This window comes from Solwaraspora sp. WMMA2101, assembly GCF_049179175.1.
Lineage (GTDB): Bacteria > Actinomycetota > Actinomycetes > Mycobacteriales > Micromonosporaceae > Micromonospora_E.
On the sequence record NZ_JBMHMA010000006.1, the window covers coordinates 3,662,255 to 3,687,683 of the forward strand.

Genomic DNA, 25,429 nt, shown 5'->3' on the forward strand with positions numbered 1-25,429 from the left:
TGGCATGCCGGTTGATCGCCCTCGTCGTGCCCCCCGCTGGTCGCTGCGCCGGTCGCTGACCGCCAGCACCGTCGCCTTGACCTGCGCCGCACTGCTCATCACCGGACTGGTCAGCGCGGTCGCGACCCGCCACCACCTGGTGAACCAGATCGACGACCAGCTGACCGCCGCCGCCGGACTGGTGACCCAGGGCAGCCGGCAGATCGCGCTGATCAGCGAGCGGGACCGGACGGTCCGCGCGGTCGTCGGACCGACCGAGTTCCTGGTGGAGATCCGCACCGGCACCGGGGAGCTGTCCCGGTTCGCCTCGACCGCCCCGGTGCCGGCGACGCCACTGCTGAACTCCGCGCCGGCACCATCACCAGGTGGGCGGTCACCACTGAGCACCGTCGCCACCCCGGAGGGCAAGTACCGGGTGGTGACCATCGACGTGGGGCCGGCCGTGGTGCTGCTCGGACTGCCGCTGGCCCCGGTCCAGCGGACCGTGACCCGGCTGATCGGCATCGAGGTGCTGGTCTCCATCGCGGTCGCCGTCGGGCTGGCGTTCCTGGCCAGGATGCTGATCGCGGCCCGGCTGCGGCCGCTGGACGACATCGCCCACACCGCCGACGCCATCGCCGCCGGCCAGGTGGACCGGCGGGTGCCGGTCACCGACGACCCACGACGGGTACGGCGTACCGAGGCAGGTCGGTTGACCCTGGCGGTCAACGGCATGCTGGACCGGATCCACGCCGCCCTGGCCGCCCGGGAACGCTCGGAGCAGCGGATGCGCGCCTTCGTCGCCGACGCCTCACACGAGCTGCGGACCCCGCTGACCGCGATCCGGGGTTACACCCAGCTGCTGCGCGCCGGAATGGTCGACGAGCAGCGGCGACCGGACGTCCTGCGCCGGCTCGACGACGAGGCCACCCGGATGTCGAAACTCGTCGGCGACCTGCTGTTCCTGGCCCGGCTGGACGTCGAGCCGCAGCTGCGGGACGAGCCGGTCGACGTCGCCGTCCTGGCCCGCGACGCGGTCGCCGACGCGCTCGCCGTCGAGCCGCACCGGGTGATCGCCCTGGACTCGCCGCCGCACGTGTGGGTCCGTGGTGACGCCGACGGGCTGCGGCAGGTGCTGGCGAACCTGCTGGCCAACGTACGGGAGCACACGCCGGCCACGGCGCACGCCGAGGTGTCGGTGCGGCCGGACCGGGCCGGTGGTCCGGTCCGGGTCGCGGTGGCCGACAGCGGCCCGGGGCTGGCACCGGACGCCGTCGACCGGATCTTCGACCGCTTCTACCGGGCGGGTCCGTCGGTCGGGGCGGCGGCGGGTCCGTCGGCCGGCCCGTCGGCCGGCCCGGTGGGCCGCAGCGGGCAGGGGGCCGGGCTCGGCCTGGCGATCGTCGCCGCTACGGTCCGCACGCTCGGTGGTGAGGTCGGCGTCGACTCCGCTGCGGGTGACGGCACCACCGTGTGGTTCACCGTGCCGGCCGGGCCGCCACCTGCCGAGACCGGACCTGGCGAAACGTGTCCGTAACGCGGTAGCGCCAGCATACGGCCATGCTGTTGCGCATCGAGCGGGCCGACTTCGCCGACCCGGGACTGTCCGTGTTCCTGCAGGCCCACCTCGACGACATCGCGCCGACCGCGCCGGCCGAGAGCCGGCACGCGCTGGACCTGACCGGGTTGCGCAAGCCCGGCGTCCAGCTCTGGGTGGCGCGCGACGGGGCGACGATCGTCGGTACCGGCGGGTTGGCAGAGGTCGAGCCGGGCCATGAGGAGATCAAGAGCATGCGGACCGACCCGCGGCACCGGGGCCGGGGCATCGCCACCGCGGTGCTGCGCCATCTGCTCGAGGACGCCCGCAGGCGCGGGGTTCGGCGGGTGTCGTTGGAGACCGGCAGCATGGAGTTCTTCGCCGCTGCCCGGGCGTTGTACGCGAAGGCCGGCTTCGTGGAGTGTGCCCCGTTCGGTAGCTACCGGGACGATCCCAACAGCACCTTCTTCACGAAGCGGCTGGAGCAGTCGTTGACCGGGTCGGCTCAGGCCGTCACCTAGCCGCGCGACACCGGTCCGAGCACGGTCTACACCGACATGTACGTCCGCAGCTCCAGAAACGACTGCGCGATCACCTGGTACACGCTCCGAACGGAGGTCGGCCGCCGCAGATGTGCCAGTTGCCATCAGCAAGGGTTTTCCCGTAGAAATGTGCCTCAATCGCCGGCCTGGCCGCTGTCGGCAACCGATGCATGCACGCTGGACGGGGCGAGGGCATGCGGATCGGCCTCGTGGAGCTGGAGGTCTGGTGGTGATGGCGCTGCTGTCGCGGTGGCTCAGGCGGCGACCGCTGCCGGACGGTCCCGGCACCACACTGCCGCAGGCCGTTCATCCGCTGTGGCACGGCCGGGTCGCCGTCGTCTCGCACGCTGACGATCCGCCGGCGCTGCTGTGGCGACTGATGCGCGACGCTACCGCCGCCCTCAGCCAGGACATCCTGGTCGTCGTGACCGACGCGGCGCTGTCCGACTCCTCCTGCGGCGCCGCGCTGCGTCAGGTGGTCGAACACGCGACGCGTAACCTGGGTGCCCGTCGGATCTGGGTGGACGCCGCCGGTATCGGCAGTCCGGACAACGTCTACGCCTCCTGGCTGCTGCGGCTGGCGGCGCACGTCAAGGTCGAACTGCTCGCCCCGGACGGGCCGCCGCACCTCACCGCGGACGGCACCCGGTACGTCGGTACCGGTACCGACGCCGGTGGTTGGTGGTCGTTTCAGCCCGGGGCCGATCCTGCCGTGGTCGCGAACCGGTTTCCGCCGCCGCCGTGGGAGGCGGCGATGCCGGATCATCCGGTCGGGCTGCCCGGCCTCGTCGCCGACCCGATTCCCGCCGGGTTCCTGCTGCGGGCCAGTGGCACGGCGGTGGTCGAGCCCACCGACCCGGCCTTCGACGTACCCGTGGACCGCCGAGGTCCGACGCTGGTGCTCCGGCATGTCGGCGAGCCGCCGGTGGAGCCGGCCGAGCTGGCCGCGCTCTTCGCTGGCCTGCCGGCCCGGACGATGGTCCGCGTCGAGGTCGGTCTGCTGGATCCCGACCGGGTCCAGCCTCGACCACAGTGGCTCGACCGGCTGTCGGCGGCGCTCGACGCGGTACTCGACGGGGGCCGGTCCACCGCCGTACCGGAGCCGGTGGGGATCCGCCGGTCGACGCAGCCGCCACCGGAGTTGCTCAACAGCGGATGGACGCGGGTCGGTACCCGGCTCTACCGGCACACAGCCGAGCCCCAGTTGGTGGCGGAGGTCTCCGCAGCCGGCGTCCTGCTACGCAGGGCGGACGAGTTCCGCCGCGCGGACCTGGCCTTCATCGACCCGGCCACCGGCATCCTGAGGCCCGATGCGGCGGCGTCGCGGCCACTGATGGCGGCGCTGCGCCGGGTCGTCGCGATGGCTCCCGACGGTCTGCTGGTCGACCTGGGACCGGAGCAACCGGTAGCCGTACGGCCGGCCGGGTCGCAGCCCGACCGACCGGTCGAGGCGTCGACGGGGGAACCGGTCGAGAAGGGGTACGTCGACCAGTCCGCCGCCGGGCCTCCGCCGCCGGCCGATGCAGCACCTCGCTCGACTGTGCCGTCGCAACCGGCAGTGGCGCGCCGGCCAGCCGTCGCGTCTCGACCAGTGACACTCGCGCCGGGACTGGACCCGGTCGGGCCGGTGCCGCAGTCGGCGCCACCGCACGTGTCACCGGCGCCCGCACCGGCATCACCTGCGTCGCCGGTGCTCGCACCCCCTCCGACGTTCCCGGCGCCCGCACATCCCGCACATCCCGCACCGACCCCGATCCCGACGCCCGCACCGCCACCGCCGTCGTTCGCCTACCCGCCGGTGATCACCAGCTCCGGACCGGACCCGGACGTGGCCGAGGACGAGCGGCCGGACGACGTCCCAGCGACGGTGGACGTACTACCGCCGGCGGTGATTCCGCTGCCGGCAACGTCCGCCGGGGAGTCCGCCGTGGCGGACAGCGACCACGCCGGACCGGCCGGCCGGTACGTGCCTGCTGTCGCGACAGCGGTACCGGACCGTGACAGTACGCCGGCCGAGCAGCGTGAGTTCACCGCAGCCCTCGGATCGGCGTACACGGATTCGATCACCACGGTGAACGCAGCGCTGGCCGCCTGGCCCTCGCTTCGCCAGGACATCTCGGCGACCGCGAAGACCGACCTGGTGGCGATACGGGTCTACTTCGGCCGGTCGGAGCTGGGCGCGGCACGACTCAACGCCGGGTTGCGGGCCGGGCGGCAGCCGGAGCTGACCAGCTATCTGTCGTGCCTGGTGTCCGGGTTACGCCGGCTGCCGCCGTGCCGACGGGCGATGCTCTGCCAGAGCCGGTTGGCGGTGCCGGCACGACAGCTCTACTCGGAGGGGGCGACGCTGGTCGAGCCGGGCTTCCGCAGCGTGAGCGGAGCCGGGCTGGCCGTCGAGGGTGCCGACGTCGACTATCTGGTCTGGTCCCGTACCGCCCGTCAGGCCGGCGCCCTCGCCGAGCGACAGGAGCTGGACGAGGCGGTCTTCCTGGCCGGGGCCCGGTTCAAGGTGCTCGCCGTGCGGGACATCGGCAAAAGGTGTGTCCATTTCGGCATCGGCCTTGCCGCCTGCCGGGCGGCCTGCCCCGACACCGACAACAGGCCAGCTCGAGCCCGGTAACCTGCCCCGGGGCGGCGCGGCACCATCTCCATGTCGATCTCCCGCAAGAGTCGACCGCGCCGCCCCACCAACCCCAACACCCCACCAACCACCCGACGCCCCAGCACGACCACCGACCACACGCCCGGCAACACCGCCCACCCGCCAGCCGCAAACATCCGACAACCCAGGTAGCAGACAGGCCGACGTAGGGCCCGCAGCCAGGCGGAGTAGGGTAGGCCCTTGACGGGCCGTTAGCTCAATCGGCAGAGCTGAGGACTTTTAATCCTTAGGTTCTGGGTTCGAGTCCCAGGCGGCCCACCACCTGAACTGGGAAAATATAAGTTCATAAATGGAAGGCTCGGCTTTATCGAGCCGGGCTTGTCGGAAATGTGAGCTCTGCGGGGAACACCCAAGGAACACCCAGGTGCCACGACGGCATCGGCTGCGCGGGAGATGCTGGACCAGTGACCGCGTTCGCCGCCGAGTTCAGCCAGGTCATTCCCGGTAGCATGGGGGTGTGTGCCGAGGAGCGCCAGCACTGGACTCGGTCCTCCTCGGTGGTACTGCCCGTCTGATCGCGACGCCCGGTGCTGTCGTACTCGCCGTCACCGCTTGACTGGCGCGGATACCCACGCGACCGATTGGCCCGCCGCATCGGCGGGCGAGGGCCCCACCACACCGGCTACTCCTTGACCGGCTCGACCCTCCCATTGCCCAGGTGGGAGGGTGTCCTCCGTAGCGGCGCGGTGCCCGGTGTCGGCGTACAGGTAGCAGTCCACAGCCAGGTACCCCGTCAATAGGCCTAGGGCCAGTGGGCGTCGTCGCTGCGCTACCACGACGGCATGTTCTACGTCGCGTTCAACACCAACAACCTGGGCGGCGCCTACATCTACCGTACCGACGATATCGACGACGGCGCCTGGCAGCGGACCGCGCTCGGCCGCGGCCTGCACGACCCGTCGCTCTTCTTCGACCTCGACGGCACCCCGTACATCTTCTACGGATCCGGTGGCACCAGCGCGGTGCGGCTCAACGCCGACCTGACCGCCATCGAGCAGAACTACCCGAACATCTTCACCGCCGCCGACTACGCCGGCCAGCCGTTCATCGGCGGACTGTTCGAGGGCGCCCAGTTCTACTACATCGACGGCTACTACTACGCGGTGATCATCACCTGGCCGTCCGGGCAGGGCCGGCAGGTCGTCATGTTCCGCTCGACCGAGCTGCTCGGCCGCTACACCTCGGCCGGTGGCGTCAACACGTACGTCGCCCGTGGGGTGCTCAACTCCAACGGCTTCGCCCAGGGCAGCCTGGTGCCGATCGCCACCGCCGACGGCGGCACCGACTGGCACGGCATGTTCTTCCGCGACACCTTCCCGATCGGCCGCATCCCGGCGCTGATTCCGGCCGTCTGGTCCGACGGCTGGCCGGTCTTCGGCACCAACGGCGTGGTGCCGGTCGGCGGCGCGTTCGACAAGCCGATCCGGCTCGACCCGGCCGAGGAGAGCTACCAGCGGCAGCAGAGCATCGTCGCGTCCGACGACTTCGCCAACGACGCCCCGCACAAGGCGTACCAGGATGAACAGTGGACGATCCCGGACCCGCCGCCGACCGGCGAACCCCCGACCGAGGCGGAGATCGCCCCCAACGGTTCCCGGCTGGACATGGCCTGGCAGTGGAACCACGCCCCGGACAACCGCTACTGGTCGCTCACCGACCGCGACGGCTGGCTGCGGCTGACCACCGGCAAGGTCGTCACCGGCGGGTACGTCTACACGAAGCTGTCCAACCGGGCCGAGCTGGCCTGGTTCGAGGAGGCCCGCAACACGCTGTCGCAGCGGACCTTCGGCCCGCGCCAGTCGGCCGAGACGAGGATGGACGTCTCCGCGATGCGCGACGGCGACGTCGCCGGGATCGCCGCCTACAACCGGGGATTCTCGTACGCGGCGGTGAAACGCGTCGCCGGCGTCAACACCCTCGGCGTGGTCAACCGGGGCCAGCCGTTCGCGGTCGACCTCGACCAGGCGACCCTGGAGAACTTCCTGCCGGGCAGCACCGTGCCACTGGGCGACGCCACCGAGGTGCACCTCAAGGCGGACCTGGACTTCGCCGCGCCGACCGGACAGCTCTGGACCACCTTCCACTACAGCCTCGACGGGCTCAGCTGGCACCAACTCGGCAGCCGGGTCGGCCCGCAGACCCTCGACGGCTCGCTGGCGCACTTCATGGGCCACCGGGTCGGCCTGTTCAACTACGCGACGCAGACCACCGGCGGGCACGTCGACTTCGACCACTACCTGCTCAGCGACACACTGACCGCGCAGGGCCGGCCGCTGGACACCGGTGCGCTCGACGACGCCATCGCGTACGCGGCGACGCTGCGCGAAGCCGACCACCCGGCGGACGCCTGGGCGGCGATGCGGGCCGCGCTGGACGACGCGGTGACCGCGCGGGCCGGTCAGTTCGGCACCCAGAACCAGATCGACGCGCCGGAGCGGGCGCTCAGCTACCAGCTGGCCCGTCTCGGCGTGCTCCGACTGGACACACCGAGGCTGCTGTCGGTCACCACGTCGAGCCGCTGCCTGGCGAAGAAGGTGCAGCTCGTCGTGGAGCTGACCGGTGTCGCACCGGCACGGGTGACCGGCACGGTCGCCTCGCCGTACGGCACCAAGGAGTACGGGGTCGCTCCGTCCGCGAGCAAGGTGCGGACCTTCCCGACCGGTACGGCGTCGATGCCGGCCGGTGCGGTGACGGTGACCGCGACGGCCCGCGTCGACGGCACCCCGGTCAGCGCGACCGTGACCGTGCCGTACGCCGCGCGGACCTGCCAGTGACCTGTTCTTCCACCGGCAGTCAACTCGCAGATCAGAAGGGATCCTCGTGAGACCACCCGTGCACCGCACCACCCGCCGGCGCGCCACGGCGCTCGTCGCGGTCAGCGCCCTGGTAGTCGCCGGGTTCGTCGCCCCGGCGTCGCCAGGGTACGCCGACGACGCCGATCTCATCGTCAACGGCGGCTTCGAAACCGGCCTCGACGGCTGGTTCGTCAACAACGGCAACGCCACCGACAGCGCGACCCGCTGGAACCGGGGCAGTGACCTTGACATCGCAACTCCCTTGATCAACTCAGGTGTTGCGACGACCCATTGAACCCGAGCGCCGAAAGTCGTCACCCGCCCACGGCCGACTTTGATACACGCCCTAGTCCTCGGATCCTGTCCACGGTCGGCGCGGACAGGTTCCGAGTACGGGCCGGTGCCGGTCAGCGGTGGGCGGTGCTGAGCTGGGTGACGAAGGTCGACCAGGCGGTGGGGTGGAAGGTGAGGGTGCCGCCGGTGCGGTCCTTGCTGTCGCGGACCAGTACGCGGCCCGGCAGGTTGTCGGCGACTTCGACGCAGTTGCCGCCGTTGCTGTTGCTGCGGCTGGCGGTGCGCCACGCTGGCTCGGTCATGATCTGCCCTGCCGATCTTCGCGGTCGGATGTTGGCGGCTACCCGGCCTGCGGGGGCCTGCCCGGCCGAGGCGTGGGCAGGCCCCCGCAGCGGGTGTCGATGGTCGACGGCGTCGGTCAGTGGCCGGTGGCGCTGACCTGGGTGACGAAGGTCGACCAGGCGGCCGGGTCGAAGGTGAGGGTGCCGCCGGTGCGGTTTTTGCTGTCGCGGACCAGCACCCGGCCCGGCAGGTTGTCGGCGACCTCGACGCATTCGCCGCCGTTGCTGTTGCTGCGGCTGGCGGTGCGCCACGCTGGCTGGGTCATAGCTCTTCTGCCATCCTCGCGATCAGGTCCCGGGACGCGTCCCGGGGCAGTGCTACCGAGCGTATCGCCTCCCATGCGTTGACGAAGGCGCCGACCTTCGCCGGCTCCTCGTAGGTGCGGCCGTCCACCGGGTTTTCCGTGTAGGCCACCGTCGTCCCGTCCGGCAGCGTGCCGAGGATGAAACTGCCGAGCTGGCCGGTGTAGAGCCCGGCGTCGAGCGGCACCACGTGCAGCAGCAGCCGGTCGCGCCGCGACATCTCCACCAGGTGCAGCAGCTGCTCCTTCATCACCACCGGGTCGCCTCGGCGCAGCGCCGCCTCGTCGACGATGAACGAGGTGACCGGCGGCGTCCTGCGGTCGAAGACGGTCACCTGGCGGGCGAGCCGGTGCGCCAGCCGCTGCTCGGCCACCTCCGGCGGGAGCATGCCGACGGCGAGCACCGCGCGGGCGTACGCCTCGGTCTGCAGCAGGCCGGGGACGTAGGTCGACTGGTACGCGCGCAGCATCTCGGCCTCGGCCTCGTACTCCGGCCAGGGCTGGAACCAGTCCGGTGGGACGGCCCGGCGGGCGTCGTCGGCGGTCTCCTGCACCAGCGTGCCGCTGCCGAAGACCTCGTCGATCTGCACGGCGGTGTCCGGCAGCGGGATCTGCCGGGCCGTCTCGAACTTGGCAATCAGCGAGGTGGAGACGCTCAACCGCTGCGCCAACTGCTCCTGCGTCATGCCGCCGTTGAGCGTACGGAGGAACTTGAGGATGCGAGGAACCCCGTTGGTGGTCACGAATTACCGGTCCTTCCCGATTCAAGATCGAAACTTCGGAACGGGTTCTGTTGGTGGAAATCCTTCCACTGCGGACCGGCTGCGTCCAGGGTGGATGTCGTCGGGATCACGGAACGGGAGGGATTCGATGATCAATAAGGAGTCGGGCTCCGATGCGGACGTGGATGTAGACGCGGACGCCGAACGGGTGTTGCGGCACGCGCGGGAGACCGCCGAGAAGCACCTGCCGCTGCGGACCGGCGAATGCCCGGCCTGCGGATCGGCGGCGTTCTGCGCCCCGTTCACCATGGCCCTGGCGATCCTCGACCGGCGTGACGTGCCGATAGCCCGCCGGATCCGTACGGTGCTGATCGTCGCCGGGTTGTCGCCGCCGGAGTTTCCGCACCCGCCGCAGAACGGTGACGACGGGCGGTCCGACCGTGCCCAGTGAACCGTTGATCAAAGTCGGCGACGTGCTGCGGCTGCGCGCCGAGGACTGGGCGTTCGGCAACGGCCCGGTGGCAATCCGGATATCCCATCTGCGGCACGGTCACGACGTTCCGCAGGTGACCATGATCGCGGTCATGGGTACGTTCGTCACCGGTCCCCGGACCGGTCAGATGATGCTGCTGTCGGTGTTCAAACATGCCCTCCGGCGACCTGGAGTCGTCGAACGCGACGGCCGTCCCGTGATCACCGCCGAGCAATGATTCCTCGAAGGGACCGATTCGTCATGCGTCGACTTCTGCACCTTTTGCTGTTTCCTCGGCGTACCCGCCGACAGGCCCGGGTGCTCGCGGACCTCGCCGCCCAGGCACGGCCGCCGGCCCCGGCGCGGCGCGGCCGCAACGCCGCCGCCCACCGCTACGTCGGTGCGGCGCGGCCGTCGATCAGCCCCAGCCAGGTCCGCGACCGCTGGTTCAGCGAGCGCACCCGGCGAGGTTGCGACCCGACCGAGGTACGGGCGTTCCTGCACCTGGTTGCCGACGAGTTGACGGCGGTGCGGGACGAGCTGGCGGCCACCCGGGACGAGAACGTACGGATCAAGCAGGCGTTGCGGGACTGGCAGTCGCAGCAGTTCCAAGCGGCGTCCTGACCGTCGCCGCGCTGTTCGCCGCCGTGGTCGCGTTGGGTGGAGCCTCCCCAGAACCCACCTGCTCGCGACTAGTCGAACGTCCAGAAGAAGTAGTAGACGGAGGGCGGGTAGCCGTACGCGCGGTACTGGCAGAGGTACGAGCTCCACATGTCGTTCTGGATGCCGTAGTTGCCGTACCAGTGGCAGAAGCTCAGATCACTGTAGACGTTGCGGAGCGTGCCGCCCGGCGGATCCGGGTAGTCCGCTGACGCCGGGGCGGCGGTGGTCGCGAACAGGCCGGCCATGGCGATCGTGAACGCCACCAGCAATGTGGTCAGTCTTCGCATACATACTCCCATCGGGTCGTTCGTCGACCTTCACGGCCCTGATGCCATGACATCGACGCATAACGATCACATGATTCCATTGTGATCGATGCGATGGAAGGGGTGCTGTCAAATCATCGGTCGAGGCAGAACTCATTTCCCTCGATGTCGCGCATAACACGGCACGACTCGCTAAAACCATCTGTGGCCAGCAATTCCACCCGTACCGCGCCGAGCGCGACCAACCGGGCGCATTCGGCTTCGAGCGCGGCCACCCGCTCGTCACCCATGAGTCCGGTGCCGACCGCTCGGGCTGGGAGTGCACCGCGGTGGCCTGGTGGTGTCGCTGTAGACCGTGACGCTGGATCGCCCGTTGCTCTGGTAGCCCTCGGTTGCCATGATCATGTAGCCCATGGGCGCATCGAGGTTCAGGCCGGCGCGGGCCCACGCGTCGAAATGGTCGCCGGTGTTGATCGTTCCGCTGGACCGCGGCTGCTGCCGGACGCTGTAGTAGCGGTAGTACGGCGTGATGCCGACGCCGAGAATTTGTCGGTAGATGTCGTAGGTGCTGCCCTCGCTGACGACGGTGCCCATCGCCGTACCGGTGGGCCGCCAGGTTCCCCAGTTCTCGACGACGTAGTACTCGGCGATCGGTGATGTCGTGTACCCGTAGAGCGATAGGAACGAGACGCCGCCCGGCTGGAAGGTCGCGCAGTAGTTGAAGGTCCGGCGATGACCGGTCGCCCAGCCCTTGCCGCCGAACCAGTTGAAGACGCCGTTCCAGTGAGCGCTGTACTGGCCCTGCGGGCCCAAGGTCATGGTGGCGTTGCCGACGTCCTTCCAATAGGCGTAGAAGTAGCCGTCGTGGGTGCCGGTCTGGTTGGAGGTGATGACCGGGCGGTCGGGCGGCAGCTGTGTCACGTGCGTCGTGTCGAGGTGGGCACCGACGTGCGTCGTATCGGCGCGTGTGCCAGCGTACGCCGTCGTATCGGCGTGCGCCGTGTCGGCGTGGGCGCTGGTGACCGGTGCTGTTACCAGGAGCGTCAGGATCGCGGTGCAGGCGACGCCGACAGAAAGTCTGGTGCGGCCGCGCCGACTGCTCGCCGACCTCACGTCGGGTGTCTCGCTCATCGGTCCGTCACTTCCTCTCGGATGCGGGCACCGACAATCGCCACCGATCGACCACAGTCGATGTATTTCGATCGAGTGTCGACCGGACTACGGTGATGTGTCAACGGTTGGCTGGGTGGTCCACCAGGCCTGTCTGTGCGCCCCGCGTCCAACGGCCGGAAGTGCCGTCTGCGTCGAGATGTGGCCGGTCAGTCGAGGCAGAACTCGTTGCCCTCGACGTCGCGCATCACCAGGCACGACTCGCTCAAGCCGTCGGCGCGCAGCAGTCGTACGCGCTCCGCCCCGAGCGCGACCAGTCGGGTGCATTCGGCCTCAAGTGCGGCCAGCCGCTCGTCGCCCGCGAGCCCGGTGCCGACCCGTACGTCGAGGTGCACCCGGTTCTTGACGGTCTTGCCTTCGGGGACGCGCTGGAAGAACAGCCGCGGGCCGACGCCGGTCGGGTCGACGCAGGCGAACGCCGACCCCTGGCGCTCCGGCGGCAGCGCCTGATCGAACTCGTCCCAGGAGGTGAATCCTGGCGGCGGTGGCGGCACGACGTACCCCAGCACCTCGCACCAGAAGCGGGCGACGCGCTCGGGCTGCGCGCAGTCGAAGGTGACCTGGAACTGCTTGACCGACGCCATCGGCTCACCATAGATGCAGGTGCACTTGCCTGTCGCCCGGTTTCACCCGGCACGCCGGGCTTGACTTTGTCCCACAGTCTGTCGCAAGCTCATGGGACAAAGTCTGCGACAGAAGGATGTGTTGACATGAGCCAGACGGCGCACCCGGAGACCAGACAGTGGCTGGACCGGCACGGTCTCACCGAGGCGGAGCCGACCCCGCTGCTTGCGGCGCGGCTGGCCGTACGCCGACAGGCCAACTCCTACGGCAGCCTCCTGCTGGCCACGTTCATGATCGGCGCGTCGCTCACCCACGTCTCCCGGCTCGGCGACGGCACGTCCGCCGAGTTCCGACTCCTGGCACTCTCCGCGCTGGTGGTCGCACTGCTGACCGGCCAGTGGCTGCTCGGCTGGTGGATCCGTCGCGCCGATCAGCGGGCCGGCGCCGCGCTGCCCCGACGGGTGGCCCACCCGGTCGGCTTCGGCTGGCAGGCGGTGCTGGGCCGGCCGTACGCCGTCTTCGCGGTCGCGACGTTCGCCGGCGCGCTGCTGCTCGCGCTCAGCGTACTGCCGATCTCCGATCCTGACCTGCGCGCCGGGGCGGCCGTCGTCCTGATCGGACTCGCTGGTGCCGCCGCCGGCGCCGTGCTGCAACTACGCCAGGTGCTGACCAGCCCGGCGGTGGCGCAGGACGAGGCGTCGCTCACCGCCGACGTCATCATGCGAGTCGAGGACGCCCGCGCCCTGGTCACCCCCAACCTGGTCTGGATTCTGCCGGCGATTTTCCTGTACGGGGAGTCGCTCGGCTGGTGGAACGCGGTCGCGATCGGCCTCGTCCCGGTCGGCGTCGTCGCGCTCGCCCTGATCCACCGCCGGACTGCCGACGTCGGGGCGACTGCCCGGCAGGCCATGATCGTCCGATGATCGTCATCGACGCCGCGTCGCCGACGCCGCCGTACGAGCAGCTGCGGGCCCAGCTCGCGAAGCAGATCCAGGACCGGTCGCTGGCCGTCGGCACCCGGTTGCCGACGGTCCGCCGGCTCGCCGCCGACCTCGGTCTCGCCGTGAACACCGTCGGTCGGGCGTACCGGGAGTTGGAGGAGGCCGGCCTGATCGAGACCCGGGGGCGGGCCGGCTCGTTCGTCTCGGCCGCCGGTGACCAGGCTCTCGAACAGGCCCGCCGCGCCGCCCGCGACTACGCGACGATCATCAGCCGGGTCGGCATCGACCCCGCCGAAGCGGTCCGGATCGTCCAGGCGGCCCTGGCCCACCCGACTTCACCGTAGACACCTGCGCTAGGTGTGGGCGGTGCCGGCGGCCGTCGGTTGCTGGTCGCGGCGGTACCGCCGCCAGCGGTCGATGCCGAGGTGCATAAGCACCAACGGCAGTACGCCCACCGGGTACCACGCCAGATCGGTGGCGTCGAACTGGACGCCCAGCACCAGCCGCGCGATGACGCTGCGCTCGGACAGCGCCGCCGGGATCCCGGTCAGCTGCAGAAGCTCGACGAGCCAGCAGAAAGCGACGGCCACCACGCCAGCCACGACCGGCGTGACCCGGGGGGCGAGGACGAAGACGCCCGCGTAGACCATCGACGCGTACAGGGCGGTGCCGGAGTGCTGCTGCAGCACACCGGAACTGTCCAGCACACCGTCCCCACTGGCCAACAATCGGATGCCGAGGGCGATCGCGAGGAACCCGCCAGCGGCCGCCAGGGATGCCAGCCGCACCCGCCACCCCGGCACCCATGAGCTCCGATCCGTCACAGCGCCCAACCGTAGCCGCCTCCACAGTGCTCCCGACAGGCATGATCAAGATCAATGTGAGCGTCGTTGTTGTCAACAGCGCGAGATGACAGCAACGACGCTCACATTGATCTTGCGTCAGGGCGCCTGGGCCGGGCGGCGCAGGGTCAGCGACTGGAAGCGGAAGCCGCCGTCGACGTCGAGGGCGTGGAAGTCGACGAGGTCGAAGACGTCGGTGGCGTACCGCCGGATCTGTTCGTCGGTGCGCATCGAGAAGAACCGGGGCGGGTCGTGATCGTCCCAGTCGGCGACGCCCTCGCTGCCGTCGCCGCCGTAGACGCCGAGGAAGAACAGCCCGCCCGGCCGCAGCACGTCTCCGATCGCCGTCAGGGCGGCCGGCAGGTCGGCGTTCGGCACGTGCAGCAAACAGTTCATCGTGTAGACCGCGTCGAACGACGCCACCGGGAAGTCCATGGCCAGGACGTCCATCAGCCGGGCGTCGAGGCCCTTCGCCCGGCAGGCGGCGACCATCGCCGGGGTGAGGTCGGTGGCGACCACGTCGAAGCCCTGCTCCTGGAAGTACCGGCTGTCCTGTCCGGTGCCCGCACCGATCTCCAGCAGGGACCGGGCCCCGCGTCGCGCCAGCCGGTCGCCGAACGCGGATCGCTCGGCGATCTTCCACGCCGACTTCGGATGCTGGTCGCGGGCGGCGGCGCCCGTGTCGTACGCCCGGCGTAGTCGTTCCAGCATCGCGTGGCGGCGGTCACCCGTCATCGGGCCCACCCTAGCCTGGGATCGACAGGTCCTGGCAACGATCCACATCGGTGATCAGGGTGGAAGGGCAGCCGACCGGTTGCCCGCCACCGGGTTCCACCCGGCGCGCCCCGTCCGACGCCGTTCGGAGATGATCGATGATTCCAGGTTGGCCGCCAGCAACCTGGCCGACTACATGGTCCCCGTCAACGCCGACATTCCGGTCATCGACGTTCACTTCATCGACCGGCCCGACCCGGTCGTCAACGGTCTCGGTGCGCGTGGCGTCGGTGAACTCGGCACCGTCGGGTCGGCGGCAGCGATCGGCAACGCCATCTACAACGCCACCGGGATCCGGGTGCATGATCTCCCCATCACCCTCGACAAACTGCTGTGAGCTGCGGACACTCCGCTGCGTGCTGTCCGGTACGCGAAGTATCCGCACCGTGTGATGATCAGCTTGGCATGGAACTGAGGGTAATGGATATTGATATGACCATGTGACTAATGGTGCAGTTGTGCTCACTAGCGGAGTCCTCCCCACCCCCAGGAGGTCTACATGCGATTCCGCGCACCATCTGCGAACGCCGCCGGCTCGTGGCGCAGGACCACCGTCCTGCTGATCGCCACCGTCGTCGGCCTGTTCGCCGTCGTGACCGGCCCGGTATCGGCCGATCCCAAGCCCAGCGGCGTCGACCGGGACTCGATCGCCGGTCCGTACCGGGTCCTCGGGCCGAAGACTTTCGCCGACCGCGACGCGGTGGCGAAGACCGGCGCCGCCATCGACTTCATCGAACACGGCGTCATCAACGTCACCGCGACCCGCAACGAGGTCACGGCGATCCAGGCGCTCGGCTTCGACGTCGAAGCGGTCCGTGCCCCGGTCCGTGCCACCGACGACGTGGGCACCCTGGACTTCCCGCCGTCGGACTCGGCGTACCACAACTACGCGGAGATGACCGCCGCCGTGAACCAGGTGGTCGCGGACCATCCGAGCATCGCCCGCAAGGTCAGCATCGGTACGTCGTACGAGGGTCGTGACCTGATGGCGGTCAAGATCTCCGACAACGTCGGCACCGACGAGAACGAACCGGAGATCCTGTTCAACTCCCAGCAGCACGCCCGCGAGCACCTCACCGTCGAGATGGCGATCTACCTGCTGAACCTGTTCACCGACAGCTACGGCAGCGACTCGCGGATCACCAACATCGTCAACAACCGGGAACTGTGGATCATCCCCAGTGTCAACCCGGACGGCAGCGAGTACGACATCGCCACCGGCTCGTACCGGTCCTGGCGAAAGAACCGGCAACCCAACAGCGGGTCGTCGTTCGTCGGCACCGACCTCAACCGTAACTGGGGCTACCTGTGGGGCTGCTGCGGCGGCTCCTCCGGATCGCCGTCGTCGGACACCTACCGTGGCCCGTCGGCGTTCTCCGCCCCGGAGACCCAGGCGCTGCGCAACTTCGTCAACAGCCGGGTCGTCGGCGGCACCCAGCAGATCAAGGCCAACATCGACTTCCACTCCTACTCGGAGCTGGTGCTCTGGCCGTTCGGGCACACCACCGCCAACACCACCACCGGGATGACCGTCGACCAGTACAACACCTTCGCCACCATCGGCGGCCAGATGGCGGCCACCAACGGCTACACCCCGGAGCAATCGTCGGACCTCTACATCACCGACGGCAGCAGCATCGACTGGATGTGGGCCCAACACGGCATCTGGGCGTACACCTTCGAGCTCTACCCCCGGGGTGCCGCCGGCGGCGGCTTCTACCCGCCCGCCTCGGTCATCAACCGGGAGACCACCCGCAACCGGGACGCGGTGCTGATCCTCAGCGAGTACGCCGACTGTCCGTACCGGGCGATCGGCAAGCAGTCCCAGTACTGCGGCGGCGGCGACCCGGACCCCGACCCGGGCACCACCGTCTGGTCGGACACCTTCGAGACCGCCACCGGCTGGACGACCAACCCGGCCGGCACCGACACCGCCACCGCCGGGCAGTTCGAGCGCGGCGTGGCGCAGGCCACCAGCTCCGGCGGGGCCCTGCAGCTGACCGCCTACGCCGGCAGCAACAGCCTGGTCACCGGCCGGCTCGCCGGTAGCTCCGCCGGTGTGCACGACGTCGACGGCGGGGGCACCAGCGCCCAGTCGCCGGCGATCACGCTGCCGTCGAGCGGCACCCTCACGCTGTCCCTGGCGTGGTACCTCGCCCACCTCAACAACTCGTCGTCGGCCGACTACCTGCGGGTCAGCGTGGTCCACAGCGGCGGCACCACCACCCTGCTCAACCAGTCCGGGGCGGCCAGCAACCGGTACGGATCCTGGTCGACCAACAGCTACAACCTGACCCCGTACGCGGGCCAGTCGGTGCGCATCCTGGTCCAGGCGGCGGACACCTCCACCGCCAGCCTGGTCGAGGCCGCCATCGACAACGTGACGATCACCCGCTCCTGACCCTCCGGCGACACCCTTCTACGACCAGGGCTGCCGTGCGGCGAACATCACCGTACGGCAGCCCTGGGCTGTCGCGATGACGACCCGGCGGCACCGGTGGGTTACCGTGCTAACGACCGCCCCGCAGCGAAGCCGGTGTGAACCCGGCGCTGTCCCGCAACTGTGATGCCCCGACCGGCGAGCGCCGCCCGGGGTGAGCCAGGTCGCCTGCGGTGTGGTCGCGAACCGCGCTCTCGAGGAAGGGCGCCTCGCCAACCTGGCCGGGGCCAGCCCAGCGGCACCCCGGACCTGTCGGCGAAGCAGCACCCCTCGACCGACAGGAGGACCAATGAGGACACCATATCGGCTGCGGGCGGCGCTGCTGCGTACCGCCGCGGTCACCGCCGCCGCCACGCTCGCCCTGGCCGGCTGCGGCTCCGGCGACGCCGACGACGCACAGCCCGGCGCGAGCCCGCAGGCGGGGGCCAGCTTCCCGGTCACCGTCGGCGACCTGACCCTCGACGTACGGCCGGAGAAGATCGTCTCGCTGTCGCCGACGCTGACCGAGATGCTCTTCGCGATCGACGCCGGTGACCAGGTAGCCGCCGTCGACGACAACTCCAACCACCCGGCCGAGGCACCGACCACCGACCTGTCCGGGTTCACCCCGAACGTCGAGGCGATCGTCACCTACGAGCCCGACCTGGTGGTGCTCTCCACCGACGCCAACGGGGTGGTGGCCGGGCTGGAACGGCTTTCGGTCCCGGTGTACGTCGCCGACGCCGCGGTCACCCTGGAGGACACGTACCGCCAGATCACCGAACTGGGCGCGCTCACCGGGCATCCGGACGCGGCGGCCGACCTGGCCGACAGCATGCGTACGGAGATCGACAAGCTGGTCGCCGACGCGCCGGAGCTGGCCGAGCCGCTGACCTACTACTACGAGCTGGACCCGACGTTCTACACGGTGACCAGCCAGACCTTCGTCGGTTCGCTGTTCGCCATGGTGGGGCTGACCAACATCGCCGACGCGGCCGACCCGCAGGGCGACGCCGGCGGCTACCCGCAGCTGTCCGCCGAGGCGCTGATCGACGCCGACCCGGACCTGATCTTCCTGGCCGACACCAAGTGCTGCGAGCAGGACGCGCAGACCGTGGCGGCCCGCGCCGGCTGGTCCACGATCACCGCCGTACAGGCCGGCCAGGTGGTCGAACTCGACGACGACATCGCCTCCCGGTGGGGCCCGCGCGTCGTCGACCTGGTCCGGGCGATCGTCGACGCGGTCGACGCGGCGACGAACTGACATGCTCCGGACGGCCCGCCGGCCGTCGGCGGGCGGACTGGACGGCGGCCGCCACCGGCCGGGCCTGACCGTCGGCTGGTTCGCCGCAGCGGTGACCGCCGTCGTCCTGGCGGTGCTGGCCGGGCTCGCTTTCGGCCCGGCCAGCCTGCCGCCGCTGGCGGTCGGCGTCGAACTGCTCGACCAACTCCCCGGGGTGGAGCTCGACAGTGGACTGACTGACCGGCAGGCCGCGATCGTCACCCAGCTGCGGCTGCCCCGGGTGGTGCTGGCGCTGCTGGTCGGCGGCATGCTGGCCCTGGCCGGCGGCTGCTACCAGGGGGTGTTCCGCAACCCGCTGGCCGACCCGCACCTGCTCGGGGTCGCCGCCGGGGCCGGGCTGGCGGTGACTGCGGTGATCGCGCTTCGCCCCGGCACCGGAGTGCTGACCGGGCTGCCGGTCACCGTACCGGTGGCCGCCTTCGTCGGCGCCGTCGGCGCGGTCGCGCTGACCTACCTGCTCGGCGCGGCCGGCGGCCGGGACCGGTCCACCGCGACGCTGATCCTGGCCGGCGTCGCGGTCTCGGCGTTCCTCGCCGCCGGCCAGACCTACCTGCTGCAACGGCACGTCGACACGATCCGGGAGGTCTACTCCTGGCTGCTCGGCCGGCTCGCCACCGACGGCTGGCACGAGGTGCGGCTGATCGCCCCGTACGCGGTGCTGGCCGGCCTGGTGGTGCTGGTGCACGGCCGGGAACTCGACGTACTGTCGGTCGGCGACGAGGAGGCCGCGAGCCTCGGGCTGCACCCGCAGCGGTCCCGCTATCTGCTGCTCGCTGCGGCGTCGCTGGGCACCGCGGCGGCGGTGTCGGTCTCCGGGCTGATCGGGTTCGTCGGGCTGATCGTGCCGCACCTGGTCCGGTTGGTGGTCGGCAGCAGCTACCGGGTCATTCTGCCGCTGTCGATGCTGCTCGGCGGTGCGTTCCTGACCGTCACCGACGTCGTGGCGCGGACCGTCGCCGCCCCCGCCGAGATCCCGATCGGCGTGGTCACCGCCTTCTTCGGTGCCCCGTTCTTCGTCCTGGTGCTGCGCACCACCCGCCGGACGGTGACGCTGTGACCGCCCGATCCGCCCCCGACCCTGCCGGTCCCGTCGCCGACTCCGTCGTGGTCCAGGTTCGTGACCTGCGGGTACGCCTCGACCGTACGCCGGTGCTCGACGGAGTCGACCTGACGGTGCGCGCCGGGGAGTGGGTGGCCGTGATCGGCCCCAACGGTGCCGGCAAGTCGACCCTGCTGCGGGCGGTCGGCGGGCTGGTGCCGGCCACCGGCACCCTGGAGCTGTTCGGTACGCCGATCGCCCGGCTCGGCCGGCGGGACCGGGCACGGCGGGTCGCCACCGTCGTGCAGTCCCCTGTGGTGCCCGCCGGGATGGCCGTCGCCGCGTACGTCCTGCTCGGACGGACCCCGTACGTCCCGCCGTTGGGCCGGGAATCGGCCGCCGACCTGGCGGTGGTCGACGAGGTGCTGGACCGGCTCGACCTGTCCGGGTTCGCGCACCGGCAGCTGAGCACCCTGTCCGGCGGCGAACGCCAGCGGGTGCTGCTGGCCCGGGCGCTCGCCCAGCAGGCCCCGCTGCTGCTGCTCGACGAGCCGACCAGTGCGCTGGACATCGGCCACCAGCAGGAGGTGCTGGAGCTGGTCGACGAGCTGCGCCGCGACCGGGGGCTGACCGTGCTGGCGACCATGCACGACCTGTCGGTGGCCGGTGAGTACGCCGACCGGCTGGTGCTGCTCGCCGCCGGCCGTGCGGTCGCCGACGGCCCACCGGCGCAGGTGCTGACCGAGGAGAACCTGGCCCGCTACTACCGGGCCCGGGTACGGGTGCTGCCGGGCGCCCACGGCCCGCTGGTCGTCCCGGTCCGCGACCGGTCGACCCACGCGACCGGGCAGCCGTCAGTCCCCGGCGATGCGGATGACCGAGAAGAACGCCCCCTGCGGGTCGTGGAGCACGGCGAACCGGCCGTGCGGCAGGTCGGTGGGGGCGACTGACACGGTGCCACCGAGCGCGGTGGCGTGTTCGACGGTCGCGTCGCAGTCGTTGACCGCGAAGTAGACCATCCAGTGGGCGGGCAGCTCGGCCGGCCAGTCGTCGCCGACCATCGGAATCATCCCGGCGACCGGCTGCTGCTCGACCAGCCACTCCGTGTACATGATCGGGGGGAACGGGGTGTCGCGTACCTCCCAGTCGAACACCTCGCCGTAGAACTCCTTGGCACCGTCGGGGTCGCGGGTGGTCAGCTCGTTCCAGCAGAGCGCACCGGGCACGTTCATCAACTCGGCACCGACCATCCCGACCGGCTGCCAGACGGCGAAGCTGGCACCGCCCGGGTCGGTGAAGACGGCGGCCCGCCCCCGGTCCAGCACGTCGAACGGCGGCATCAGTACGGTGCCGCCGGCCGACTCCACCAGTTTGGCGGTGGCCTGGGCGTCCAGGGTGCCGATGTAGGTGGTCCAGGTGGGCGGTTGCCCGTCGGTGGAGACCGCGCCGGCACCGGCGACCAGCTTGTCGTCCTTGCTGAACAGGACGTACCCCTCACCGTCCGGCTCATCGGGCATCCGGGCGGTCCAGCCGAACAGTTCGCCGTAGAACCGGATCGCACCAGCCAGGTCGGGGGTGCCGAGATCGACCCAGGCGGGGACCCCGGCTGCGGCGACGGACATGACGGCCTCTCCTCCTGCGGGACGTCGGGCGCACCCCACTGACCGCATCGTGGCACCCGACCGGGCCGTGGCGCGCGCGATCGGGCCGAAACGACCGGCGGTACGGCGAATCTTAGGCGCGGTGTCGGGTATCCGCGCCACAGGCGGGCGGCCACCCAGCGGCGGTGGCGCGCGGGACGGACGCGACCAGGGGGAGCGATGGGACAAGTGATCGAGGCGCTGCCGGGTGACATCGACCGGGCGATCCGCGACGACCACATCCTGCTGGACCGGATCTTCCAGCGGCTGGAGGCAGGCCAGGGGGACCGGCGGATCCTCGCCGACCAGGTGGTGTTCCGGATGTCCATGCACCTGGTCGCCGAGGAGCAGACCCTCGACCCGGTACTCGACGAGCCCGAGGTGGCGCAGCGGATGGCGGCCGGCGGGCTGCCGGCCGAAGCGGTGGCCGATCTGATCGGCCGGGGCCGGGACACCCGGCAACGGATCAAGGAGGCGGCGGCGGAGATCGACCGGTCCAAACCCGGCAACCTGGACTTCGAGGAGGCGCTCAACCACCTGATCGCCGACGTCCGGCGGCAGGCCACCGAGCAGGAGGGCATCCTGCTGCCGGCGTTGCGGGCCGCCGTCGGACCGCAGCGGATGGCGCAGCTGGGGGAGCAGTTCAGCGCCGCCAAGCACCGGGCACCGACGCACCCGCACCCGCAGGCACCGAACACCGCCCGGGGCGGTCGGCTGCTGGGCGGGCCGACCGCGCTGCTCGACCGGCTGCGGGACCGGACGTCGGGGCGGCGCGGCTGGGTCGCCACCGACGCCTCCGGGTTGCTGGAGCCGCAGTCGCAGGCGCTGCTGGACGCGTTCGCCGCGCTGGGGCCCCGGCCGACCGAGATCCTCGACCCGGCGGAGGCCCGCCGGCAGCCGACGCTCACCGACGCGGTGGCCCGGATCCGCGCCGACCGGGGCGACCTCGACGAACGGGAACCGGTCGACTCGGTCTTCGACTACGTGATCGACGGGCCCGGCGGCGGGCTGACCCTGCGGGTGTACCGGCCGACGTCGGCCTCACCGTCGGCCGGCCTGCCGGTGCTGGTCTACCTCTACGCCGGCGGCTGGGTGGTCGGCAGCCTGGACACCTACGACGCCACCCCCCGGGCGCTGTGCAACCGGGAGCGGTGCATGGTGGTCGCCGTCGACTACCGGCACGCGCCGGAGCATCCCTTCCCCGCCGCCCACGACGATGTCCTCGCCGCCACCCGGTGGCTGCTGGCCAACGCCGGGGAGATCGGCGGGGATCCGCAGCGGATCGCGATCGCCGGGGAGGCAGCCGGCGGCAACATGGCGGCGGCGACCTGCCTGCAACTGCGTGACGCCGGCGAACGGCTGCCCCTGCTCCAGGTGCTGATCTACCCGCTGACCAGCATCGTCGTCGATGACGACTCGACCGTGGACGCCGCCGACGCGGCACCGTTGAACCGGGCGATGCTGAGCTGGTTCGCCCGGCACACCTTCCCGTCGGCGCAGCTGCTCGCCGATCCCCGGGTGGCGCTGCTCGACGTGCCGGTGCAGCGCCTCGCCGGACTGCCGCCAGCGGTGGTGATCACCGTGGAGCGGGATCCGCTGCGCAGCCAGGGGCAGGAGTTCGCCGCCCGGCTGCGGGCCGCCGGGGTGCGGGTCGAGCACATCCACTACGACGGCGTACCGCATGAGTTCTTCGGCATGGGGGCGGTGCTGGACGTGGCGGTGCAGGCCCAGGACCGGGTGGCGGCCGCACTGCACGCGGCGTTCAACCCGTCCGGTCAGTCGTCCAGTGGCTGGCCCACCGGGATCTGACCCCGGCGGCTGCGGTTCAGCGTTCGACGAGGTCGGCGACGGTGTTGACCAGGCCGGCCACGGTCGCCGCGTCCCGGGTGCTCGCCACGAGGTAGCGCCCGCCGGACAGCTCGACCCGCACCCCCGGGCCGGATCCGGTGATCAGGCCGCGACCCCGCATGTCGGGATGCAGCCGGTATCCCCAGCCGCCCCACTCGGCGACCCGGACGGTGGTTTCGACCGCGCCGGCGATCTCCCGCGCCGGGACCGTCAGCCGGGGCCAGCCGAACGGGCCGAACCCGATGTGGATGCCGGTCCGGTCGATGCTCAGCCGGTTGACCAGCGTCAGGCCCACCAGCGCTGCGGCGAACAGCGCCGGGCTGGCCGCCCAGATGTTGAGCCAGAACGCGACCAGCGCGGTCAGCAGCAGCAGCGGGACCAGCAGCCAGAACCCGTGACGGGACACCGCCGCCGGCGCGGTCCAGCTGCCCGTACCGGGCGGCAGCGGCACCCGGGGCAGGTCGGCGGCGGGTCGGCCGGCTGCGGCCGGTGCCGCCGGTGGTGGGCCGCAGGCCCGGTACGCCGCGAAGGTCCAGCCGCTGACGCCGATCAGCAGCGCCGGCACGTGCCAGCTCGGTGCCGGTGCCTGCGCCGGATCCAGTACGTCGATCGACAGCGACACGGTGGTCAGCCAGATCGCGGCGACGAAGGCCGCCACCGCCGCCCCGATGGTGATCAGCCACCGGCGGAGCCGCCACCGCAGCCCCAGCGGCAGCACGCCGACGGCGGCGAGCACCGCCCCGACGGAGGCCCCGATCGTGTACCCGGTGACGCTGTTGGTCAGCGAACTCGTCGCGTCGACCACGTCGGCGGCGTTCCAGTGCATCGGCAGCCGGTGCGGCAGCCGGTGGCGCAGCAGTTCGGCGGTGATCGGCACCAGGGCGACCGGTACGACGGCGAGCAGGAAGGCGAGCAGCCGGCGCAGCCCGCCGCCGGTCGACTTCTCCTCGCTCACCTGGCGATTGTTCCGCAGCGGTCGGTGCCGGACCGGGGCGGGTCCGGGGTGGTCACACTCAGTCGTCTGCTAGCGCCGCCGACGGGCTGGCCGGCGCGCCCAGCCCGGCCATGAGCGTGGCGGTGACCGCCGGATCCGGTAGCTGGTCGACGGTCCGCTGCGGCCAACTGCGCTGCACGCTCTGGAAGATGACCCGGTCGAACTCCGGCACCTGACCGGCGCGGGCCATCGGCAGGAAATCGTCCCAGTGCAAGGTGTGCAGCTGCGCGAAGTACGGTGTCAGCTGCGCCTCGGCCAGGTAGAAGAACGAGTCGTACACCACCAGGGTCCGACCGGGCACCATCGGCGTACCGTCCGGGGCGACCGTGGTGTGGACCCGCTCGGTACGCCCCGAGGCCAGCTCGGTGGCCGTGGTCTCCACGGTGACACCCTCCCGGCGCACGACCCAGTTCGCCACCTTGTCCTTGCGGGGGATGCCCATCAGCGGGTAGAGGTCGCCGGCCAGGCTCCGGTCGGGCCGCTGCTGCGCGCCCGGTGCGTCGCGCAGCTCGTCCGGCGCACCGCCCCGGACGGCCAGTCGCTCAAGTACGGCACGGGTGAACATCATCGCGCCCTGGTAGCTCCAGTGGCTGTCGCCGGTCTGCCAGATCCGACCTGGTTCGGCCAGCTCCGCTTCGGCGAACTGTGGCCAGAGGGTCACCACCGGCCCGGCGTGGTCGTCGCCCCACTGTGCCTGGGACTGCTCCCGCACCGGGTCGGCGCAGACCATCAGCACGTCCGCCGGCCAGCCGAGCTTGTGCCGCAGTACGGAGGTCTTGTCCGGCGCGACGACGAAGAGCACGTCCTTGCCGGAGGCCCGGGCGGTTTCCTCGAACGACCGCAGGCGGGCGTCGACCGCCTCGGCGTCGAAGGGCGTGAGGCAGGGTTTGGTGAAGTCCTCCGTGAAGAACGGCACCTGGTCCTCGCCGACGTAGACCCTGCTGCTGAAGCTGGTCCCCAGCCCGTCGTACCCGACTTTGCCGACCGCCTTGACCACCTGACGCCGCAGGGTCAGCCGGTCCCGCAGGGCCGCGTCGAACTGGCGGTAGGTGTCGGTGTCGGCGACCGTGTCGGAGTTCAGCTCGGGGAAGGGCACCGAGGCCCGGTTCTCCACCGCGTCGTCGGCATCCCGGATGCTCATCAGGGTCGGCACCAGCAGTAGTGCCGCCAGCCCGAGGGTGAGCAGCCGGGCCGCGAGTCGACTACGCCGACCGGCCTGCGCCGTACCGTCGGCCGGGTCGCCGGGGTCGGTCGTGGTGCCCGGGCTGTCGGTCTGCCCACGGTCGCGTGCGAGATTCGGCGTCTGGGTCATCGGAATCC

General features: G+C 71.0%; 26 protein-coding genes, 1 tRNA gene, 2 pseudogenes and 1 riboswitch. Of the genes and pseudogenes, 17 read left to right on the forward strand and 12 right to left on the reverse strand.

The genetic code is table 11. From position 1 onward, the window contains the following. Positions 1-4: 4 nt before the first annotated feature. From ACN28F_RS17535 to ACN28F_RS17560, 6 genes are all read left to right on the forward strand, one after another. Positions 5-1,516, forward strand: coding sequence for a sensor histidine kinase (locus ACN28F_RS17535; protein ID WP_421358699.1), 1,512 nt, complete (start codon positions 5-7; stop codon positions 1,514-1,516). Between the two features lie 23 nt (positions 1,517-1,539). Continuing rightward, on the forward strand, positions 1,540-2,037 hold the full coding sequence (locus ACN28F_RS17540) for a GNAT family N-acetyltransferase (RefSeq protein WP_289208997.1): 498 nt from the start codon (positions 1,540-1,542) through the stop codon (positions 2,035-2,037). Positions 2,038-2,284: 247 nt separating this feature from the next. After that, entirely contained in the window at positions 2,285-4,678 is a 2,394-nt protein-coding gene (locus tag ACN28F_RS17545; RefSeq protein ID WP_421358701.1) for a hypothetical protein, read from the forward strand. Positions 4,679-4,905: 227 nt separating this feature from the next. Beyond that, positions 4,906-4,981, forward strand: a tRNA-Lys gene (locus ACN28F_RS17550). Between the two features lie 503 nt (positions 4,982-5,484). Next, the gene (locus ACN28F_RS17555) at positions 5,485-7,494 is read left to right on the forward strand and encodes a family 43 glycosylhydrolase (RefSeq protein ID WP_421361432.1); all 2,010 of its coding nucleotides are present in this window, start codon (positions 5,485-5,487) and stop codon (positions 7,492-7,494) included. 46 nt (positions 7,495-7,540) lie between these two features. After that, positions 7,541-7,810 (forward strand): hypothetical protein, encoded by a 270-nt coding sequence (locus tag ACN28F_RS17560; protein ID WP_421358703.1) that lies wholly within the window; start codon positions 7,541-7,543, stop codon positions 7,808-7,810. 112 nt (positions 7,811-7,922) lie between these two features. Here the strand turns inward: ACN28F_RS17560 and ACN28F_RS17565 are convergent, their stop codons facing one another. The 3 genes from ACN28F_RS17565 to ACN28F_RS17575 form a co-directional block, all read right to left on the reverse strand. Beyond that, positions 7,923-8,111 (reverse strand): DUF397 domain-containing protein, encoded by a 189-nt coding sequence (locus tag ACN28F_RS17565; RefSeq protein ID WP_421358705.1) that lies wholly within the window; start codon positions 8,109-8,111, stop codon positions 7,923-7,925. 116 nt (positions 8,112-8,227) lie between these two features. Beyond that, on the reverse strand, positions 8,228-8,416 hold the full coding sequence (locus tag ACN28F_RS17570) for a DUF397 domain-containing protein (protein WP_421358706.1): 189 nt from the start codon (positions 8,414-8,416) through the stop codon (positions 8,228-8,230). Then, positions 8,413-9,195 carry a helix-turn-helix domain-containing protein gene (locus ACN28F_RS17575; protein ID WP_421358708.1) on the reverse strand — a complete coding sequence of 261 codons (783 nt, stop codon included), beginning with the start codon at positions 9,193-9,195 and terminating at the stop codon, positions 8,413-8,415. The genes ACN28F_RS17570 and ACN28F_RS17575 overlap by 4 nt, the downstream gene beginning before the upstream one ends. 160 nt (positions 9,196-9,355) lie before the next feature. Here ACN28F_RS17575 and ACN28F_RS17580 point away from each other — a divergent pair, with 160 nt between their 5' ends. The 3 genes from ACN28F_RS17580 to ACN28F_RS17590 are packed head-to-tail and all read left to right on the forward strand — an operon-like array spanning position 9,356 to position 10,270. Further along, positions 9,356-9,625: a hypothetical protein gene (locus ACN28F_RS17580; RefSeq protein WP_421358710.1), complete on the forward strand. Its 270-nt coding sequence runs from the start codon at positions 9,356-9,358 to the stop codon at positions 9,623-9,625. Next, the gene (locus tag ACN28F_RS17585) at positions 9,615-9,884 is read left to right on the forward strand and encodes a hypothetical protein (protein WP_421358712.1); all 270 of its coding nucleotides are present in this window, start codon (positions 9,615-9,617) and stop codon (positions 9,882-9,884) included. Before ACN28F_RS17580 ends, ACN28F_RS17585 begins: the two co-directional genes overlap by 11 nt. Before the next feature lie 23 nt (positions 9,885-9,907). Then, positions 9,908-10,270, forward strand: coding sequence for a DivIVA domain-containing protein (locus ACN28F_RS17590; protein ID WP_421358714.1), 363 nt, complete (start codon positions 9,908-9,910; stop codon positions 10,268-10,270). 68 nt (positions 10,271-10,338) lie between these two features. Here the strand turns inward: ACN28F_RS17590 and ACN28F_RS17595 are convergent, their stop codons facing one another. The 4 genes and pseudogenes from ACN28F_RS17595 to ACN28F_RS17610 all read right to left on the reverse strand — a co-directional run bounded on the left by ACN28F_RS17595 (position 10,339) and on the right by ACN28F_RS17610 (position 12,329). Continuing rightward, positions 10,339-10,596 carry a hypothetical protein gene (locus ACN28F_RS17595; RefSeq protein ID WP_421358716.1) on the reverse strand — a complete coding sequence of 86 codons (258 nt, stop codon included), beginning with the start codon at positions 10,594-10,596 and terminating at the stop codon, positions 10,339-10,341. A gap of 113 nt (positions 10,597-10,709) precedes the next feature. Next, positions 10,710-10,880 (reverse strand): annotated as a pseudogene (locus ACN28F_RS17600) (VOC family protein); the annotation flags it as partial. After that, complete coding sequence (locus ACN28F_RS17605) at positions 10,858-11,706, reverse strand: glycoside hydrolase family 11 protein (protein WP_421358718.1); 849 nt, start codon at positions 11,704-11,706, stop codon at positions 10,858-10,860. The gene ACN28F_RS17605 and the pseudogene ACN28F_RS17600, both read right to left, overlap by 23 nt. 188 nt (positions 11,707-11,894) lie before the next feature. Further along, positions 11,895-12,329: a VOC family protein gene (locus ACN28F_RS17610; protein ID WP_421358720.1), complete on the reverse strand. Its 435-nt coding sequence runs from the start codon at positions 12,327-12,329 to the stop codon at positions 11,895-11,897. A gap of 126 nt (positions 12,330-12,455) precedes the next feature. Between ACN28F_RS17610 and ACN28F_RS17615 the strand changes: the two genes are divergently transcribed. Continuing rightward, positions 12,456-13,232 (forward strand): hypothetical protein, encoded by a 777-nt coding sequence (locus tag ACN28F_RS17615; protein WP_421358722.1) that lies wholly within the window; start codon positions 12,456-12,458, stop codon positions 13,230-13,232. Continuing rightward, complete coding sequence (locus ACN28F_RS17620) at positions 13,229-13,594, forward strand: GntR family transcriptional regulator (protein WP_289209022.1); 366 nt, start codon at positions 13,229-13,231, stop codon at positions 13,592-13,594. Before ACN28F_RS17615 ends, ACN28F_RS17620 begins: the two co-directional genes overlap by 4 nt. A 9-nt stretch (positions 13,595-13,603) precedes the next feature. Here the strand turns inward: ACN28F_RS17620 and ACN28F_RS17625 are convergent, their stop codons facing one another. Continuing rightward, the gene (locus ACN28F_RS17625) at positions 13,604-14,038 is read right to left on the reverse strand and encodes a DUF2809 domain-containing protein (RefSeq protein WP_289209023.1); all 435 of its coding nucleotides are present in this window, start codon (positions 14,036-14,038) and stop codon (positions 13,604-13,606) included. A 153-nt stretch (positions 14,039-14,191) separates the two neighbouring features. After that, on the reverse strand, positions 14,192-14,827 hold the full coding sequence (locus tag ACN28F_RS17630) for a class I SAM-dependent methyltransferase (RefSeq protein ID WP_289209024.1): 636 nt from the start codon (positions 14,825-14,827) through the stop codon (positions 14,192-14,194). Between the two features lie 148 nt (positions 14,828-14,975). On the opposite strand from ACN28F_RS17630, the gene ACN28F_RS17635 reads away from it, so the two are divergent. The 5 genes and pseudogenes from ACN28F_RS17635 to ACN28F_RS17655 all read left to right on the forward strand — a co-directional run. Next, a complete protein-coding gene (locus ACN28F_RS17635) occupies positions 14,976-15,203 on the forward strand; it encodes a hypothetical protein (RefSeq protein WP_289209025.1) in 228 nt (75 codons plus the stop codon). A gap of 162 nt (positions 15,204-15,365) precedes the next feature. Beyond that, positions 15,366-17,267: a M14 family zinc carboxypeptidase gene (locus ACN28F_RS17640; RefSeq protein WP_421358725.1), complete on the forward strand. Its 1,902-nt coding sequence runs from the start codon at positions 15,366-15,368 to the stop codon at positions 17,265-17,267. A 131-nt stretch (positions 17,268-17,398) separates the two neighbouring features. After that, positions 17,399-17,470: riboswitch (cobalamin riboswitch) on the forward strand. Between the two features lie 125 nt (positions 17,471-17,595). Further along, the gene (locus ACN28F_RS17645; RefSeq protein ID WP_289209027.1) at positions 17,596-18,549 is read left to right on the forward strand and encodes an ABC transporter substrate-binding protein; all 954 of its coding nucleotides are present in this window, start codon (positions 17,596-17,598) and stop codon (positions 18,547-18,549) included. A gap of 1 nt (position 18,550) precedes the next feature. Further along, a complete protein-coding gene (locus ACN28F_RS17650) occupies positions 18,551-19,645 on the forward strand; it encodes a FecCD family ABC transporter permease (protein WP_289209028.1) in 1,095 nt (364 codons plus the stop codon). Between the two features lie 47 nt (positions 19,646-19,692). Beyond that, positions 19,693-20,463, forward strand: a pseudogene (locus ACN28F_RS17655) (ABC transporter ATP-binding protein); the annotation flags it as partial. Positions 20,464-20,481: 18 nt separating this feature from the next. Here ACN28F_RS17655 and ACN28F_RS17660 read toward each other — a convergent pair. After that, a complete protein-coding gene (locus ACN28F_RS17660; protein WP_421358727.1) occupies positions 20,482-21,249 on the reverse strand; it encodes a VOC family protein in 768 nt (255 codons plus the stop codon). A 198-nt stretch (positions 21,250-21,447) separates the two neighbouring features. Here ACN28F_RS17660 and ACN28F_RS17665 point away from each other — a divergent pair, with 198 nt between their 5' ends. After that, a complete protein-coding gene (locus tag ACN28F_RS17665; RefSeq protein WP_421358729.1) occupies positions 21,448-23,076 on the forward strand; it encodes an alpha/beta hydrolase fold domain-containing protein in 1,629 nt (542 codons plus the stop codon). Between the two features lie 16 nt (positions 23,077-23,092). Here the strand turns inward: ACN28F_RS17665 and ACN28F_RS17670 are convergent, their stop codons facing one another. Together ACN28F_RS17670 and ACN28F_RS17675 are read right to left on the reverse strand one after the other, a co-directional pair. Beyond that, positions 23,093-24,070, reverse strand: coding sequence for a hypothetical protein (locus ACN28F_RS17670; protein ID WP_289209031.1), 978 nt, complete (start codon positions 24,068-24,070; stop codon positions 23,093-23,095). Positions 24,071-24,128: 58 nt separating this feature from the next. Then, positions 24,129-25,421: a hypothetical protein gene (locus ACN28F_RS17675; protein WP_289209032.1), complete on the reverse strand. Its 1,293-nt coding sequence runs from the start codon at positions 25,419-25,421 to the stop codon at positions 24,129-24,131. Positions 25,422-25,429 lie beyond the last annotated feature (8 nt).

Bases quoted from the DNA above. Each gene is read 5' to 3' on its own strand.
- ACN28F_RS17595 (WP_421358716.1), bottom strand. From the start codon at position 10,596: ATGCGAAGACTGACCACATTGCTGGTGGCGTTCACGATCGCCATGGCC.
- ACN28F_RS17610 (WP_421358720.1), bottom strand. From the start codon at position 12,329: ATGGCGTCGGTCAAGCAGTTCCAGGTCACCTTCGACTGCGCGCAGCCC.
- ACN28F_RS17650 (WP_289209028.1), top strand. From the start codon at position 18,551: ATGCTCCGGACGGCCCGCCGGCCGTCGGCGGGCGGACTGGACGGCGGC.
- ACN28F_RS17565 (WP_421358705.1), bottom strand. From the start codon at position 8,111: ATGACCGAGCCAGCGTGGCGCACCGCCAGCCGCAGCAACAGCAACGGC.
- ACN28F_RS17570 (WP_421358706.1), bottom strand. From the start codon at position 8,416: ATGACCCAGCCAGCGTGGCGCACCGCCAGCCGCAGCAACAGCAACGGC.
- ACN28F_RS17540 (WP_289208997.1), top strand. From the start codon at position 1,540: ATGCTGTTGCGCATCGAGCGGGCCGACTTCGCCGACCCGGGACTGTCC.
- ACN28F_RS17630 (WP_289209024.1), bottom strand. From the start codon at position 14,827: ATGACGGGTGACCGCCGCCACGCGATGCTGGAACGACTACGCCGGGCG.
- ACN28F_RS17605 (WP_421358718.1), bottom strand. From the start codon at position 11,706: ATGAGCGAGACACCCGACGTGAGGTCGGCGAGCAGTCGGCGCGGCCGC.
- ACN28F_RS17620 (WP_289209022.1), top strand. From the start codon at position 13,229: ATGATCGTCATCGACGCCGCGTCGCCGACGCCGCCGTACGAGCAGCTG.
- ACN28F_RS17590 (WP_421358714.1), top strand. From the start codon at position 9,908: ATGCGTCGACTTCTGCACCTTTTGCTGTTTCCTCGGCGTACCCGCCGA.
- ACN28F_RS17535 (WP_421358699.1), top strand. From the start codon at position 5: ATGCCGGTTGATCGCCCTCGTCGTGCCCCCCGCTGGTCGCTGCGCCGG.
- ACN28F_RS17645 (WP_289209027.1), top strand. From the start codon at position 17,596: ATGAGGACACCATATCGGCTGCGGGCGGCGCTGCTGCGTACCGCCGCG.
- ACN28F_RS17640 (WP_421358725.1), top strand. From the start codon at position 15,366: ATGCGATTCCGCGCACCATCTGCGAACGCCGCCGGCTCGTGGCGCAGG.
- ACN28F_RS17665 (WP_421358729.1), top strand. From the start codon at position 21,448: ATGGGACAAGTGATCGAGGCGCTGCCGGGTGACATCGACCGGGCGATC.
- ACN28F_RS17660 (WP_421358727.1), bottom strand. From the start codon at position 21,249: ATGTCCGTCGCCGCAGCCGGGGTCCCCGCCTGGGTCGATCTCGGCACC.
- ACN28F_RS17675 (WP_289209032.1), bottom strand. From the start codon at position 25,421: ATGACCCAGACGCCGAATCTCGCACGCGACCGTGGGCAGACCGACAGC.
- ACN28F_RS17615 (WP_421358722.1), top strand. From the start codon at position 12,456: ATGAGCCAGACGGCGCACCCGGAGACCAGACAGTGGCTGGACCGGCAC.